The 15,144-nt window shown below is 66.8% G+C and carries 9 protein-coding genes; 7 read left to right on the top strand and 2 right to left on the bottom strand.

The window, feature by feature from the left end; translation table 11 throughout:
• Positions 1–28: 28 nt before the first annotated feature.
• Positions 29–2,524, top strand: coding sequence for a nitrite reductase large subunit NirB (gene nirB, locus ACH49N_RS26650; RefSeq protein ID WP_358275475.1), 2,496 nt, complete (start codon positions 29–31; stop codon positions 2,522–2,524).
• Complete coding sequence (locus ACH49N_RS26645) at positions 2,521–2,847, top strand: Rieske 2Fe-2S domain-containing protein (RefSeq protein ID WP_358275473.1); 327 nt, start codon at positions 2,521–2,523, stop codon at positions 2,845–2,847. The genes nirB and ACH49N_RS26645 overlap by 4 nt, the downstream gene beginning before the upstream one ends.
• Here the strand turns inward: ACH49N_RS26645 and ACH49N_RS26640 are convergent.
• Positions 2,844–3,461 carry a bifunctional 2-polyprenyl-6-hydroxyphenol methylase/3-demethylubiquinol 3-O-methyltransferase UbiG gene (locus ACH49N_RS26640; protein ID WP_250768496.1) on the bottom strand — a complete coding sequence of 206 codons (618 nt, stop codon included), beginning with the start codon at positions 3,459–3,461 and terminating at the stop codon, positions 2,844–2,846. The genes ACH49N_RS26645 and ACH49N_RS26640 overlap by 4 nt on opposite strands.
• A gap of 607 nt (positions 3,462–4,068) precedes the next feature.
• On the opposite strand from ACH49N_RS26640, the gene ACH49N_RS26635 reads away from it, so the two are divergent.
• The 5 genes from ACH49N_RS26635 (at position 4,069) to ACH49N_RS26615 (ending at position 13,827) form a co-directional block, all read left to right on the top strand.
• On the top strand, positions 4,069–5,190 hold the full coding sequence (locus tag ACH49N_RS26635) for a helix-turn-helix domain-containing protein (protein ID WP_358275471.1): 1,122 nt from the start codon (positions 4,069–4,071) through the stop codon (positions 5,188–5,190).
• 182 nt (positions 5,191–5,372) lie between these two features.
• Complete coding sequence (locus ACH49N_RS26630) at positions 5,373–6,530, top strand: hypothetical protein (RefSeq protein ID WP_358275469.1); 1,158 nt, start codon at positions 5,373–5,375, stop codon at positions 6,528–6,530.
• 294 nt (positions 6,531–6,824) lie between these two features.
• On the top strand, positions 6,825–8,276 hold the full coding sequence (locus ACH49N_RS26625) for a TIGR02677 family protein (RefSeq protein WP_358275534.1): 1,452 nt from the start codon (positions 6,825–6,827) through the stop codon (positions 8,274–8,276).
• Positions 8,273–9,658: a DUF2398 family protein gene (locus tag ACH49N_RS26620; RefSeq protein ID WP_358275467.1), complete on the top strand. Its 1,386-nt coding sequence runs from the start codon at positions 8,273–8,275 to the stop codon at positions 9,656–9,658. The genes ACH49N_RS26625 and ACH49N_RS26620 overlap by 4 nt, the downstream gene beginning before the upstream one ends.
• Positions 9,655–13,827, top strand: a complete 4,173-nt coding sequence (locus ACH49N_RS26615) for a TIGR02680 family protein (protein WP_358275466.1) — start codon at positions 9,655–9,657, stop codon at positions 13,825–13,827. The genes ACH49N_RS26620 and ACH49N_RS26615 overlap by 4 nt, the downstream gene beginning before the upstream one ends.
• 39 nt (positions 13,828–13,866) lie before the next feature.
• Here the strand turns inward: ACH49N_RS26615 and mshC are convergent, their stop codons facing one another.
• A complete protein-coding gene (gene mshC, locus ACH49N_RS26610) occupies positions 13,867–15,111 on the bottom strand; it encodes a cysteine--1-D-myo-inosityl 2-amino-2-deoxy-alpha-D-glucopyranoside ligase (RefSeq protein WP_159921989.1) in 1,245 nt (414 codons plus the stop codon).
• Positions 15,112–15,144 lie beyond the last annotated feature (33 nt).

Here is a 15,144-nt window from a genome sequence, read left to right as displayed (position 1 = left end):
CGACACGGCGGGGGCGGAGCCTCGTCCTATGGCCAACACACCGAGTTCGAGCAAGCTGCTGGTCGTCGGCAACGGTATGGCCGGCGCACGCACCGTCGAGGAGATCATCAACCGTGGCGGCCGCGAGCGATTCGAGATCACCATGATCGGCGACGAGCCTTACGGCAACTACAACCGCATCATGCTTTCGCACGTCTTGTCCGGCGAGGCGGCGGTCGACGACGAGGACCTGATCCTCAACCCGATGGGTTGGTATACCGCGAACGGCGTCACCCTCCACGCCGGCGATCGGGCGGTTGCCCTCGACCGCTTCGCGAAGACCGTCACGTGTGAGAGTGGCCGCGTCGTCGACTACGACGTGTTGATCATCGCGACCGGAAGCAACACGTTCTTCCCCAACATGGACGGTCTCCGGGAAGCCGACGGAAGGCTCGCCCGCGGTGTGTTCGGATTCCGGAACATCGCCGACACCAACGGCATGCTGCAGATGGCGCAGGCCCACGACGACGTGTCCGCCGTCGTCATCGGTGGTGGACTCCTCGGACTCGAGGCTGCCTACGGGCTCCGCACCCAGGGCCTCGAGGTCAACGTGGTGCACTCCCCCGGCCACCTCATGAATCAGCAACTCGACGAGCGCGGCGGCAGCATGCTCCGCTCCGAGATCGAGAAACTCGGTGTCGGTGTCCATACCTCGATGCGGACCACCGCGGTTCTGCGCGACGATGCGGGACGTGTCACGGGTGTCTCGTTCGTCAACGGCAGCACTTTGGACGCCGACATGGTCGTGGTCACCGCCGGTATTCGGCCCAACGTCGAAATGGCGCGGGCGGCCGGGCTGGTGGTCGAGCGGGGCATCGTGGTCGATGACCAGATGCGGTGTGAGGACGAGGGTTCGGTGTATGCCGTCGGCGAGTGCGCACAGCACCGCGGCGAAACGTACGGTCTCGTCGCCCCGGTGTGGGAGCAGTCCGTCATTCTCGCTGAGGTTCTCACCGGCACGAACCCCGAAGCCGCATATGTCGGTTCGCGCACAACCACACAACTGAAGGTCGCGGGCGTCGACGTGGCGGCCATGGGTGTCAAAGGTCCCGAAACCGCCGACGACGAATTTGTCCAGTACTACGAACCCCGCAGCGGCACCTACAAGAGCCTCGTCGTCCGCGACGGAAAGTTGATCGGCGCCACCCTCATGGGCGACATCAGCAAGGCCGGCTACCTCACTCAGGCATTCGACGGGAAGGTCCCGCTGCCCGAAGAACGCATCAGTATGCTCTTCGACCTCGGCACACCCAGCGTCGCGGCCAGTGCCGCGGATCTGCCCGACGACCTGCAGGTGTGTAACTGCAACGGAGTCAGCAAGGGCGATCTGGTCGCGTGTGTGCACTCCGGGGCCACAACACTGTCCGCAGTGTGCGCGCAGACGCGGGCAGGTAAGGGCTGCGGGTCCTGCAAGGGACTCGTCGCCGACATCGTGGCAGCCGCAGCGGGTGGTGAACTGGAGGTCGACCCGGCCGCCGACTGGTATGTGCCCAGCATCCCGATGTCCAAGCCCGACTTGATCGCTACAATCCGCGAACGCGACCTGCGGGCCGTGTCGCAGGTGTTCGCGGAACTCGCGACCGACGGCAAGGAGGACGCGGCGGCGAAGATGCCGTTGGCTTCACTGCTGCGGACCGTCTGGGGTCCGGACTGGGTGGACGAACGCGGCGCCTTGTTCATCAACGACCGGGTGCACGCGAACATTCAGCGTGACGGCACCTTCTCGGTGGTGCCACAGATGAAAGGCGGCGTCACCACCCCGGATCAGCTCCGCAAGATCGCTGATGTAGCCGACAAATACGGCGTGCCACTCGTGAAAGTGACGGGCGGACAGCGTATCGACCTGCTGGGCATCAAGAAGGAAGACCTCCCCAAGGTGTGGGGTGATCTGGACATGCCCTCCGGTTTCGCCTACGGAAAGAGCATGCGCACGGTGAAAACCTGTGTCGGGACTGACTTCTGCCGGTACGGCCTGGGCGATTCGACGAGTCTCGGCATTGCGATCGAAGAACGCTTCCAGGGCCTGGAAACGCCGGCAAAACTGAAACTGGCTGTGGCCGGCTGCCCGCGCAACTGCTCCGAGGCGCTGTGCAAAGACTTCGGCGTCGTGGCAGTGGGCGACGGCCGCTGGGAAATATATGTCGGCGGCGCAGCGGGCGCCCACGTGCGCAAGGGTGATCTCTTGTCGACCGTCGAATCGCCCGAAGCCGTAGTCGAATTGGGCGGAAGGTTCATCCAGTACTACCGCGAGAACGCGAAATGGCTCGAGCGCACCTACGACTTCGTGCCGAGAGTCGGACTCGAGCACCTTCAGGCGGTTTTGGTCCGAGACGAGGAGGGCATCGTGGCAGGGTTGGATCAGCGCATGCAGACGGCAGTCGACGGCTACCGAGATCCATGGAAGGAACGCAGCGCACCGAAATCACCGGCACAGTTCGCGCCGTCGCTTCCTCTCCTCCCGCTCCCCCAGGTGCCGGTTCGATGACCGCGACCATCGAGGGTGCATCGGAGATTGCACTCGGCCCAGTCCACCAACTCACGCCCGGCGAGGGCCGCACGTACGTCGTGCAGGGCCGACAGGTCGCCGTATTCCTGCTGTCGGACGGCACCGTTCGGGCCATGGACGCCGTGTGCCCACACAAGGGTGGCCCCCTCGCCGACGGGCAGATCGACGACGCGGTCGTGATGTGCCCGCTGCATCAGTACGCGTTCTCCTTCGACACCGGAGCCTGCACGTCCGAGGGCGTCGAGTCGGTACGCACCTACCCCGCATCGGTGCGGGACGGGATTCTCACCCTGTGTGTCTAGGCACCTGCTCGCGAGAACACCGCCACCAGAAACTGTGACTCGTCGGTGAACGGGCGCAGATCCCACGTCGAGAGTCGCAGATCCACGGCGAGACCAGCAGTCGCGGCGTCGGTCAGGAATTGTGAGAAGTCGTACCCGCGGTCGGCACCGAACCCCACAACCACCCGGCCTGCGGGGCCGAGGTGGCGAGCGAACCCCGCCAACACCGCTTCCCGCGTGGACGGCGCGAGGAACGTCATGACGTTCCCGGCGCAGACGATGACATCGAAGTCCGCTTTCACCCCGCGGCCCGGCAGATCCAACTCGGCGAGATCACCGACCAGCCAGGTCGGGCCGGGATAGTCCTCCTCGGCAGCCGCAATCAGCACCGGATCCACATCGACACCGACCACGACGTGCCCAGCCTCGTGCAGATAGCCACCCAGGCGACCCGGCCCGCACCCGGCATCGAGAACCCGGCCCCCACGGCCGAGCATCGCGTCGACCAGCCGAGCCTCCCCGAAGATGTCTTTTCCCTCGGCCGCCATCGTCCGGAACCGCTCCACGTACCACGTGGAATGCGCTGGGTCGGCGGCTGCTAGTTCCTCCCATTGGCTGGGGGTGCGTTCACTCATCGTCGTTTCTCCTCGCTTCGGCCCGCATCCCGTTCACCGTGCCACCCGAACTCGTCGTGTGAAGCCGAGGCTATCCCAGGTGACCGAATGCCGAATTACGCGGCCTTCCAGCCCGACCGGCACGTACGGCTCGGGTCGGCCGGTGTCGTGGCGGTTGCGATAGTGGTTCGAGTGGAGGTGAGGTGTTCGGCTGAGCTGGCCAGTCGGTTAGGGCTGACAGCACTAATGGGGTTATTCGGTAAATTGGGTTGTTCCGTCCGGGACAGATTTAGCTTCACCTGTGCGCCTTTCTGGTAGCTGGGACAACCAGAAAGGCGCACAGACGCTCCTCACCGGCGGGCACCGAGGCACGCCGGTAAAGCGCGCTCCCCCGCGGACGAAGTCACCGTGCCAAGCCCTCCCCGATGGAGCTCTACGCCCCCCATGGGAAGCCCGGTCATCGAGATCCGCCGCACAACATATCGGCGACTCCCCCGTGGCTGTTGGATAGTCGTCGTGGTGGCGCGGTGAGGTTCTTGCGAAAACCGACCCCTCAGCTGCACCGGAAACGGGGACCCCATTCGGACTTTCCGGGCGTTCCGTCTGTGACAGATGTTACTGTTGTGGCGTGCCGGGTCAGGAGAACACTGAATTCGCGGGTCGCGAGCAAAAAGTGCCATTTCCCAAGCCGGAGCGCGACATCGACCTCTACCGCCGGTCGATCGCGACGCTCCAGGCGGCGCTCCCCCACGGCTGGACGTTGACGTCCGGTAAGTCCCGCTCGCTCCCCGACGCCCCGGAACGCCTCCTCGTGGGTGCGCCGAACGGCGAGGTAGCCTCCTTCTCGGTCATCCCCGCTCGCGGTGTGCTGGCTGGGGACGCGGCCAGATTTGCAGACAGCCTTTCCGATTCTGATCGCGGATTCGTTTGCGCGCGTTATCTTTCCGATCCGGTTCGGCGTCAACTCGATGCGCGTGGCCTCTCCTATGCGGATGCCACAGGAAATACCTCGCTGTCTGCCGACCGGCCGGCAATCTGGGTACGTGATCGTGGTGCCGACGCCGACCCCTGGCGCGGTCCCGGCCGGCCCGCGGCCCAGTTGACCGGTGACCCGGCCGCCCGGGTGGTGCGGGCGCTCGCCGACCACTCCGGTCAACTCACCGTCCCTCAACTCGTCCGGCTCTCCGGGGCCTCGACTGGAGCCACCTATCGAGTCGTCGAAACGCTCGAAGAACGCGATCTACTGGAGCGACTCCCCCGCGGACCCGTGACGAGGGTGCGGTGGCAGCACATGTTGCGTGCCTGGAGCAGCGACGCCAGTTTCAAGGACTCCCCCACTGTCGGTTACTTCGCCCCCGAAGGCGTCGCCTCCGTCCTCGCCGGTCTCGCAAAGCACGCAGATCAGCTGTATGCAGTTACGGGCTCGGTCGCTGCGGCAGCATTCGTCGACTACGCACCGGCGCACCAGGTGCAGATCTATGCCGATCACGGCGAGGCCCTCGCCAAGGCCCTCCACTTGCGCCCCGTCGACGAAGGCGCCAACGTCCTCATCGCCACTCCCCGGTCAGCTGCCGTGTTCGAGCGCACGCTGTTCCGCGAGAACGTTCGCTTGGTGGCCCCGACGCAGGCCTTCGCCGACTTGCTTGCCGGAACCGGGCGTCATCCCCAAGAGGCTGAGCATCTCCTCAGCTGGCTCGCCGACCACGAGAGCGAATGGCGAACCCCACTCGCCCCACACACTCCTTCGTGACTGCGATCGCCCAAATATCGAGGAAAGTGGTCGATACGAGCGACACGCCGCCGCCACGCCGCGCGTGATGGCGGGCACAGGCCCCTCCGAGTAGCAGGATGTACATCTTGTGGCCGCGACGAGCGCGTCGGAACGGCCAGGCGGAATTCACAATCCGTTCGCACACGAATAGGGGTACTTGCATGTCCATGGGAGTCGGGCTCAGGATCGGCAGTGTCGTGTCCACAGCGGTGGTCGCGTCGAACGACCCGGGGTCACCGGATCCTGTCGTCATCGTCAGGGACACCGTCCTGCACATGTGCCCGGACGGCACCGCGATCCTCGGTGGTTCGGCACCACAGACCCTCGGTCGGACGCACACCGTGTCGGGATTTCTTCCTCGGGTCGGTGATCCTGCCGGCGTCGCGCTGGGTGACGGCACCCGTTACCGGGCCGAAGACTTGGTCGCGGGCGCGATGCGCTGCCTGCTCCGGGAGTGTGAACCACTGCCCGACCACGGTGGGCGAACCGGCGGCGCTCCCGACATCATGGCGTCGTACCCCACTCGGTGGGACTCGACAGCAGTTGCCGCCCTCCGCGACGCCCTGGACTACGCCGACATGTCGTACCTGTCCTTGGTATCGGACGCCGAAGCCGCGGCCGCCTGGTTCGAATCCGAAATTGCCGAACGTCCCGGACAATTGGTCGGTATTTATCATGTCGACGACACTGGTGCGACGGTTGCGTTGATCCGTTCAGGAGTCGAGGCGGGAAAGGCCTTCCGCTTCGCGTCGGGGGGAACTCCCTCCGCCCAGATCGCCACCGCACTCGGTGCGTTCGGGTGGCTTCCGAGCAACCTCGACGCGGTCGTGGTCACCGGTGACGGGCTGATTGCGCGGGATGCAGCAGCGATTCGAGGCTTCGCGACCACGGTGAGCGAGAAGTTCGACGTGCGGTGTGTGGTCGGCCCCGGCCCCGAACAGACAGCTGCCCTCGGCGCCGCTATTCGCGCGGCGGGCTTCAATCCGACGACGCACCGGGTCACCCCGATCGGCCTCCCGCCCTCTTACGACGTCACCGAGGTGATCGACGCCGTTGTCGGCGAGCCTTTGCCCGCAGCGGCCGAGACGCCGAGAGGATCCGCGGCGCGCACAACAGACCCCGCATCTGCCGCGGCAGTGGGTGCCTCCCCTGCGCGCACCACGGGTGCAACGGCGGTCGCAACACCGCCGGAACCGCGCGCCGTCGCGCAGGACGCGCCCATTGCCGGCTCCGACACCCGCAGTTCCTGGTTGGTCGCAGCGGTAGTCGGCTTGGCGCTCGTGCTGGTCGCCATCGTCTTCGTCCTGTTCGTCCTGTGACAGCCGACCTGCTCTCCGCTTAGAGGTCTTACGGACGGGGTGTGTTCGGTCGGGACTTGCGCTGGTGGCGGCGACGGCTGTTGTCGCCTACCCGCGCGGGATCGCCAGTTCGCGAAATTCCGCGTTTCCGTCCCGGCCCGATTCATCATCGAAAGATGAAGGCGCAGGTGGGCACGGCGTTCGGCCGCGGGGTACCCGACCGCATAACCTGTTCCGGTGAGCGAATCAGGCAACTCCCGTGAGTGGTCGCGTCCCGAGGGGCCACTCCCCGATCTCCTCGTACGCGACGATCGGTTGAAGCTGTTCTCGTTCGCCACCGCCGAGAAACGCGTCGAGTATCTGTGGGTGCTCCGGGCATTCGACCATGCCCGCGCCAATTACGTCGTGCTCCTGCATGCCGCAGAGGTGGCCACCATCCTCGGCCGCATCGCCGCCGACGACGCGTCCGGGCAGCTCTCCCCTGCCGAGGTCACTCCCCTGCTCGAGCAACTCCACGTATGGGAGGTTCTCGAACGCAGCTACGACGGAACGCGGGCCGCCAGCCTCGCCGAGTACCGAAATCGGCACTTCGTCTACCAATTCAGCCAGGCCGGTTACCAAGTGTTCCGGGCCGTCGAGGACGTCCTCGCCGCCCGCCTCGACGACGCCTCACTCTCCCGGCTCGCGCTACCCGAACTGCTGGCGGACATGAAGGAACTCGCTGCCGCCAACAGGGCCGCCGACAACGACGTGATCTTCCGGAAACTCAGTCGCCTCGACGCCACGCTGTCCGACATGGCTACCCGTGCCGCTCACTTCTATCTCACACTCGGCGATCTGGTGCGCACCACCGAAATCACGCCCGAAACATTCCTGTCCCACAAAGATGCGCTCCTCACCCACATGCGCGAGTTCAGTTCCGACTTGTCCCGCTACGCACCGAAACTGGCCGAAGCGATCAGAGAGGTCGAGGACACCGGGATCGACGACCTCCTCCGGAGGGCCGCGATGAGCGACGAGCGGGTATTCCTGCCGCCCGCCGAGCGGGAAGCCGACTGGCGAGCACGATGGAACGGCCTCACACACTGGTTTCTGCCACCGGAGTCCGGGCCGAGTGAGTCGGAACGACTCCGCGAAGGGACCATGAGCGCTATCGCCGCCGTGCTGTCGCTGCTACGCCGGGTCACCGAGACGCGGCGGGGAGGCGTCAGCCGGGAAAGCCAGCTGCGGCACCTCGCCGCTTGGTTCGCTGCCACTCCCTCCGAGGAAGCGGCGCACGCGCTGTTCCGCGCCGTGTTCGACCTCGGCCGCCCCCGCCATCTGTCCATGGTGCATCCGGACGCCGATATCATTCCCGACTCGCGGTCGTGGTGGGAGGCACCGCCCGTCGAGATCTCCCGCACGCTCGCCGAGACGGGACGTGCGCCCTCCCCCGGCGCCCCCGCCCGTGTCCAGCGGAACGACGCCGGCATCAGACGGTTACGAGAAGAGCAGCTGGCCGGTCAGCGGGCCCGAGCCTCGGCGGCGAAATCGCTCGCGTCGGGAGGAGTGCACGAACGGGTGCTCGACAACGCGGAAACCGATGTTCTTCTCAGCCTGCTCGACGCTGCGTTGACTGCTCGTGTCCCCGTGAGCGGGAAAGTCGGCGGCGCGTCCGGATCCGGTAACGGGGTGAAACTCACACTGACTCCCCATTCGGAATCGACGGTGGTACACACGGCCCGCGGCCGGCTCCACCTCGACGGACTGCGGGTGACGGTCCAGTGAGGGCACGGGAGATACCTCCGCTCGCACTCGACTCCTACCAGCGGGCGGCCCGCATCATTCTGTCCAATCATCTGGTGACACAGACCTACCCGGATCGGATCGCGCTTCCGCTGCTCCGCCGGTGGGCCACCGAGTTACGCGATGACCTGCTCGATCTGTTCGGATATCGACTCGAAGTCACCGAAACGACCGCGCGGTTGTTCACCATTGCCGATCGACTCGACGCCGGGGCCCCGGCCAAGACCGCGACGGATCGAACGTTCGACCGGTACCGCTATGCATACCTTGCACTGGCACTGGCCGCGCTGGGGCGGGCGGGCAATCAGATCACCCTGTCCGAACTTGCAGACCACGTGGCCGCCTCCGCGGCGCAGGTCGAGGGCATCGAACTCGCCACCGAGCGGACCGCCGACCGGGACGCCTTCGTCGACGCGGTCGGCTGGCTCGCGACCCGGGGCGCGATAGCGCTGGCCGACGGTGACGCGGGTAGCTGGGCAGCCAATCCCGATGCGGGTGAGGCGCTGTACGACATCGACCGCTCGGTGGTGATCGCCTTGTTCCGGCCGTCCCGCGCTCTCCAGCATCTCCGGTCGGTCCGTGAACTTCTTTCCGGGCGCGGCGGCGACTCCGATCCCGCGGCGTTCGACCGCGCCGTCGACACCAAGGAAGCAGCTCGGCGCGTCCGACGCGCCCTCATCGAGCGTCCCGTCGTCTACGCGGCCGAACTCGAGGAGGACGAACAATTGCAGCTCGCCCTCCCTCGAACGGCAGCCGACGTCGAACTTCTCACCGGACTGGTCGCCGAAAGGCGGCGTGAGGGCGTCGCCATGATCGACTCCTCGGGACGTCTGTCCGACATCCGGTTTCCGGGCACCGGCACCGTCGCGCAGGTCGCGTTGTTGTTGGCGGGCGAACTCGCGGATCACCTGCTCGATCCCGACGGGGCCGAACCAGTGCAGCTGCCGGTGCCCGATCGACAGGCGACAGCTCTGATCGAGCAGTTGGACGGTGCCGTTCCCCTGTCCGGAATTTTCGACAGCCTGGCCACAGATGCCCCCGACAACGCGGCGCCGCTACCGGCCGCCGAACCGGTTGCGTATCCGTTCGTCGAGGACAGCCGGATTCGACTGACCATGGCGTCGCTGGTCGATCGATTCGGCAAGACGTTCGCTGCCGGGTGGCAGGCAGATCCCGAGGGTTTGGGACGTGCCGCAGTCGCACTGCTCGACCGCCTCAGCCTGGTCGCCGCCGTTCCCGGCGGGATTCTCGTACTACCGGCGCTGGCGCGGTATCGCGGAGTCGTGGTCAACATTCGCGACCGCACCCCCGAAATCGATCTGTTCCCCCATTCCTCGAACGACAGCAAGGACACCTTCGCATGACCAGCGCGCGCTTCCGGCCCACCCGTGCCGGAATCATCAACCTCTGGGACTACCGCGACCAGGAGTTCTCCTTCGCCGACGGACGATTGGTGTTGCGGGGACCCAACGGGTCGGGCAAGACCAAGGCGCTCGAAGTCCTGTTCCCGTTCGTCCTCGACGGCCGCATCGAACCGCGGCGCCTCAATCCATTTGCGGGTGAGGAGCGGACGATGAAGTCGAACCTTCTCTACCGTGGCCAGGACAGCGCGTATTCGTACGTGTGGATGGAGTTCTGTCGAGGGCCGAAGGATGATCCCGAGGCCGTGACGGTCGGTGTCGGCATGCGCGCGACGAGGTCCAACGACAAGGTCACCCGGTGGTATTTCGTCGCCGACGGTCGCGTCGGCGACGACTTCTCCCTGCTCGGCGCAGACGATCGCCCGCTGACGAAGAAGCAGTTGGGCGAGCAGATCGGAACCGATTGTCTGACCGATCGGCCGGTGGACTATCGCGCTGCGATCGATGCACGCATGTTCGGCCTCGGCGCCGAGCGATACGACCAGTTGATCAACCTGATCCTCACCCTCCGGCGTCCACAGCTTGCCAAGAACCTCGATCCCAAGGGGTTGTCCCAGGCCTTGACCGACGGGCTGCGACCCCTCGACGAGCAACTGGTCCTCGAGGCTGCGCGCTCGTTCAGCGACATGGAAGAAGTCGGACGTGCCCTCGAAGGCCTCGCCGCGGCGGACGGGGCAACCCAACGGTTCATCGGTGTGTACACCAAATACCTGCGCCAGCAGGCGCGTTCGGATGTCGACCAGCTGGCCGGGCGACTCGACGCCGTCGAGAACGGGATTACCGCACTACGGGAGACTGCGGCCGAGCAGACCCGCAGCCGGGAAGCACGCGAAGCGGCCGAACAGGGCTTCATCGACGCCGAGCGGGCACTGGATCAGGCGACCGAAAACCTCGACGCCCTCAAGCGTTCCACCGCCTACGAGGGACGCACACAACTCGACGATCTCGCCCAAGCCGTGGCCACTCTCGAGAAGGCCACCGAGCAACAGGTCGACAAGGCGGCCAAAGCGCGGGCCACGCTGTCGCAGCGCACCGAGGAAGCCGAACGGGCAGACGCCGCTGTCGCGAAACTGGTGGAGGCGCTCGCGCGCGCCGAGGACGAACTGCACGTCGCTGCCGAGGACGCCGGCATCACGTGGACCCCACTGCCCGCCGGTGCCCGCTCCGACCAGCTGACTGCTGCGCTGCACGGGCACGCCGAGGAGCGGGACGGCGACGTGCGGGCCGTGCGGGCCGCGTTGAGCACGGTCGAGAAAGCCGCCACCGAACGAACCCGCGCCGACGCCGCAGCGCGTCGCAGTCGCGAGCAACTCGAGCAGGCCAGGGCCGCGGTCCTCGAAGCCGAAGCGGCTGTCGAGCTCGCACGCAGCGAAACCGCTGTCGCCCTGCGGTCCTGGTGGGTCGAACATGCGCCGCTCTACACGTCCCTCGGAGTGCCCGCATCGCTGTTCGACGCACTCGACGCCGCGCTGCACCGAGTCGGTGACGACGACGCACCCACCTTGGCCGAAGTGCTCACCGCACATACCGCCGACGCCGTCGAGTCGCTCCAATTCCGTCGTCGGCGCGCGGAATCGGACATTGCGACCCTGACCGAACGGATCAGGGACCTGCGGGCCACCCGTGCGGAGGTTGCCGCCGAGCACGACGACGCCCCGGCGCCCTTCGCGGCCCGAACGGGCTCGCGGAAGGACTTGCCCGGCGCACCACTGTGGCGTCTGGTCCGCTTCCGCGACAACGTGGAGGCCGCAGTCGCGACCGGCGTCGAGTCCGCGCTACAGGCCGCCAACCTCCTCGACGGGTGGATCTTCGGCGGCGACGGACCGCTGCCGGATACCGAGTCCGAGCAATTTCTGCTGCCACTACCGACGGGCGATCGCCCAAACGGTCCCACCCTGGCCGACGTCCTCGAGGTCGAGCCCGACACCGGCGTCCCCGCCGATCGCGTGCAGGCCGTCCTCGAGTCCATCGCCTGGGTGCCCGACAGCACCTCGGTGTCCGGCACAACGGTCGCCGTCGATGGTGCGGGCGGGTATCGACAAGGCGTACAACAGGGTTCGCATGCCAAGGGCGACGCGGAGTATATCGGCGCGACGGCACGTGCGCGCAGGCGTGCAGCCCGCATCGCCGAACTCGATCGGACCATCGACGAGTCCGAGGCAGCGCTGACCGACGCCCGCACCGCCGAGGCGGAGGCCGTCGCGCTGTCCGCGCAGGTCGCCACGACCAGTCGGTCACTGCCCCGCACCGCATCGGTTCTCCGCGCACTCAAAACGGTGACCGAGAATGCGGGGATGCTCCGCTCACGCACCGAGGCGTCTGCGGCGGCGGATCGTGATCTCGATCAGGCCATCGCCGACCTGTCGGGCAAAGAGAAGCAGCTGCGCACCGCGGCCGTCACGCACCGAACTCCACACGTGGCACGCGAGATCGACTCACTGGCCGCAGCCATCCGGCACTTCGAGAAGCAGGGCGAGCTGGTATTGCGCTGTCGGCGTGAGCATCTCAAGGAACTCGAGCACACCCGCGAAACGCACGAGCGGCTCGCGGAAGCACGCGGCAACGCGGAGGAGTTCGCCGAGGAGGCGGCTATCGCCGAAGAGAGTCTCGCAACACAGGTCCAACGGCTGGACACCCTTCGCGAGAGCCTCGGCGCCAGCGCCGAACACATCGATGCTCAACTCGAGGAAGCGCATGCCCGGATCGAGGCGTGCAAGCAGCGGCAGCGGGAGGCCCGCAAAGCGGACAAGGATGCGGGAGAGGCGATCGGCAAAGCGGAGGGCGCCTACGCGGCGGCAGTCGCCACCCTGCGCATCGCGCTCACCGAAACCCACAACGATGCGGCGCGCCTCGCCCCGTACGCACGACGCGACCTCCTCGAACTACTCGGCGTCGACACCGACCACGTATGGCCGGCGAGTCCTGCGGCCTGGATGAACGCGGATCAGCTCGTCTACCGAATTCAGAACGCGGACAGCACAGCACAGGTCTTGCCCGCCGAGGTGCTCGCCCTGTACAGCGCGCTGGACTCGGCCACCGACGCGGTGCGAGTCAGCGAGGCGGCACGCAAGTCCACCCGCACCGCGCTCACCACAGCCCTGCAGGACTTCGACGCCGGCCTCGCATCCGCGGGTCAGGACTACCGCGTGCAATGGGATGCACCGGACGGGCTCACCGTGGTACAGGTGCAAGACGACCAGGGTTACTCGTCGGTGGGTGCGTTCGCGTCCCGCATCGCCGCTGCCCGGGCTGATCAGGAACTCCTCCTCACCGACTCGGAACGGCGCATACTCGAGGACGCCCTGCTCACCGGACTCGCTCAGCAGATCCACGAACGCACCGTCGACGCCCGCGACCTGATCGCGCGAATGGGTTCGGAGATGCGGGAGCGGCGGATGTCTTCCGGTAACACGATCGGCGTGCACTGGGTTCTCGCCGACAACCTCGACGACAACGCCCGCGCCATCTCGAAGCTGCTCGATCGCGACGCGTCCGCGCTCAATCCGGACGATCTCGCTGCCATGCGTGCACATTTCGCGGCCCAGATTCGCACCGCCCGGGCCGCGCACCCCGAACGCTCGTACCCCGAGATCCTCGCCTCCGCACTCGACTACCGCAGGTGGCGGGTGTTCTCCTTCACCCTCGTCGGCGGAGACGGCAGCGAAGACCGCCTCACCGTCGCCCGCCACAGTGCACTCTCCGGCGGTGAACAGTCGGTGTCGCTCCACCTGCCGCTGTTCGCGGCCGCCCACGTGATGCTCGACTCCGCTGATCCACACGCACCGCGACTTCTCGCCCTGGACGAGGCCTTCGCCGGCGTCGACGACAACGGTCGGGGTGAACTCCTCGGTTTGAGCGTCCAATTCGACCTCGACCTGTTCATGACCGGGTACGACCTCTGGATCACCTACGCCGGGGTCCCGGGGTGTGCGCACTACGACCTCGCGCACTCGACGGCGGAACACAGCGTCAGCGCCGCACTGCTGGTATGGGCAGACGGCGAACTGCTCGCCGAACACGACGGCACCGATCTGGCGCGGGCACTCGGATCACCCCTGCGTCGACGAGTACCCTCCCCCGTCGAGGGCGGGCTCGAATTCGCCGAGGTGTGACTACCGGGAGCCGTGAGTACTTCTTTGGTTAAGAAGTACTCACGGGTGGAGTCGGACGCCGAGCAGCGCGTCGACCGCTGCAGCGAATTGGCGCGGGGCATCGGTGTCGGAACCGCCGTGATCGAGCGCGCGGCGGGCCCAGCCGTCGAGTGCGTCGAGCGCCTTGGGGGTGTCGAGGTCGTCGGCGAGATGCTGACGCAGCCGCGCGATGGTGTCCGTCGCCGACTGCGCCGATTCGAGGGCGGCGGCGTCCTTCCACAGCTTCAGCCGGGTGTGCGCGTCGGCGAGCACCTGCTCGGTCCACGGACGGTCCTGCCGGTAGTGCCCCGACAGCAGTCCGAGCCGGATGGCAGCGGGGTCGACGCCTTCGCCCCGCAGCTTCGACACGAACACGAGGTTGCCACGGCTCTTCGACATCTTCTCGCCGTCGAGACCGATCATCCCGGTGTGCACGTAGTGGCGTGCGAAGCGACGGTCGCCGGTCACGGATTCGGCATGTGCAGCCGAGTACTCGTGGTGCGGGAAGATCAGGTCACTGCCTCCGCCCTGCACGTCGAAGCCCGAGCCGATGCGATTGAGGGCGATAGCCGAACACTCGATGTGCCAGCCGGGACGGCCCTGCCCGAACGGTGCCGGCCACGACGGTTCGCCGGGGCGGGCGGCACGCCACACCAGGGCGTCGAGGGGGTCTTCCTTGCCGGGGCGGTCGGGGTCTCCCCCGCGCTCGGCGAAGAATTTCTCCATCGTCTCGCGGTCGTATCCGGACTCGTAACCGAACTGCTCGGTGGCACCTGTACGGAAGTACACATCGGGGAACTCTGCGTCGTCAACGATGTACGCGGCACCGGAGGCGAGGAATTTCTCGACGAGTTCCACCACTTCGTTGACGGATTCGACCGCGCCGATGTAGTCGCGGGGCGGGATGACCCGTAGGGCCTCCATGTCCTCGCGGAAGAGCGCCGTCTCCCGCATGCCGAGGACGACCCAGTCTTCGCCGTCACGGGCGGCGCGCTCGAACAGCGGGTCGTCGACATCGGTGACGTTCTGGACGTAATGCACCTCGTGCCCGGCGTCACGCCACAGCCGGTTGACCAGATCGAATGTCAGGTAGGTGGCGGCGTGGCCGAGGTGGGTGGCGTCGTAGGGAGTGATACCGCACACGTACATGGTCGCCGTGCGCCCCGGGGTGACCGGTCGAACCTGCCGGTCAGCGGTATCGAACAACCGCAGAGGGGGACCCTGGCCAGGGACGGACGGGACAGCGGTATCGGACCAAGACTGCATGCTTGCGAGCCTAGTGGACCGGCGTCACCGCCC

The sequence above is a fragment of the Rhodococcus sp. NPDC019647 genome (genome assembly GCF_044389235.1).
In the GTDB taxonomy this organism is placed as follows: domain Bacteria; phylum Actinomycetota; class Actinomycetes; order Mycobacteriales; family Mycobacteriaceae; genus Rhodococcus_F; species Rhodococcus_F oxybenzonivorans.
The sequence above is the reverse complement of the archived record's forward strand: the minus strand, read 5'-3'. Positions and strand labels throughout refer to the sequence as shown.

Excerpts from the sequence above, each read along its gene's own strand:
- nirB (WP_358275475.1), top strand. The coding sequence starts at position 29 with ATGGCCAACACACCGAGTTCGAGCAAGCTGCTGGTCGTCGGCAACGGT.
- ACH49N_RS26645 (WP_358275473.1), top strand. The coding sequence starts at position 2,521 with ATGACCGCGACCATCGAGGGTGCATCGGAGATTGCACTCGGCCCAGTC.
- ACH49N_RS26640 (WP_250768496.1), bottom strand. The coding sequence starts at position 3,461 with ATGAGTGAACGCACCCCCAGCCAATGGGAGGAACTAGCAGCCGCCGAC.
- ACH49N_RS26630 (WP_358275469.1), top strand. The coding sequence starts at position 5,373 with ATGTCCATGGGAGTCGGGCTCAGGATCGGCAGTGTCGTGTCCACAGCG.
- ACH49N_RS26615 (WP_358275466.1), top strand. The coding sequence starts at position 9,655 with ATGACCAGCGCGCGCTTCCGGCCCACCCGTGCCGGAATCATCAACCTC.
- mshC (WP_159921989.1), bottom strand. The coding sequence starts at position 15,111 with ATGCAGTCTTGGTCCGATACCGCTGTCCCGTCCGTCCCTGGCCAGGGT.